We start from the raw sequence: 264 nt of genomic DNA on the forward strand, positions 1-264 counted from the left end.
GTTTAAATTGGGATGATACCCTAGTTCACTCATTACTTTCCGAACACGACGCTTTGTTTTTTCACTTATACTTGGATTATCAGCAATTACACGAGAAACGGTAGATGGTGCTACATTTGCCTTCTTCGCCACATCTTTAATTGTAACTGTCATAAAAATCCCCCTCCTCTCACTTCTCTGCCATTTTGTTATATATTTTAATCTTGCACCCGTTGCAAGTAATAGGAGAAGTCATAAACTTTCATTGATTCTATCTTGTAATAC

Annotated in this window: 1 protein-coding gene; it reads right to left on the minus strand. The window is 36.4% G+C overall.

Going from position 1 to position 264, the window contains the following annotated elements; genetic code table 11:
* Window positions 1-153: LacI family DNA-binding transcriptional regulator (locus SB658_RS24750; RefSeq protein WP_410603044.1), on the minus strand; the 153-nt coding region annotated here is incomplete at its 3' end.
* Window positions 154-264 lie beyond the last annotated feature (111 nt).

It is taken from the genome of Bacillus sp. SIMBA_008, assembly GCF_046535495.1.
GTDB lineage: Bacteria > Bacillota > Bacilli > Bacillales > Bacillaceae > Bacillus > Bacillus subtilis.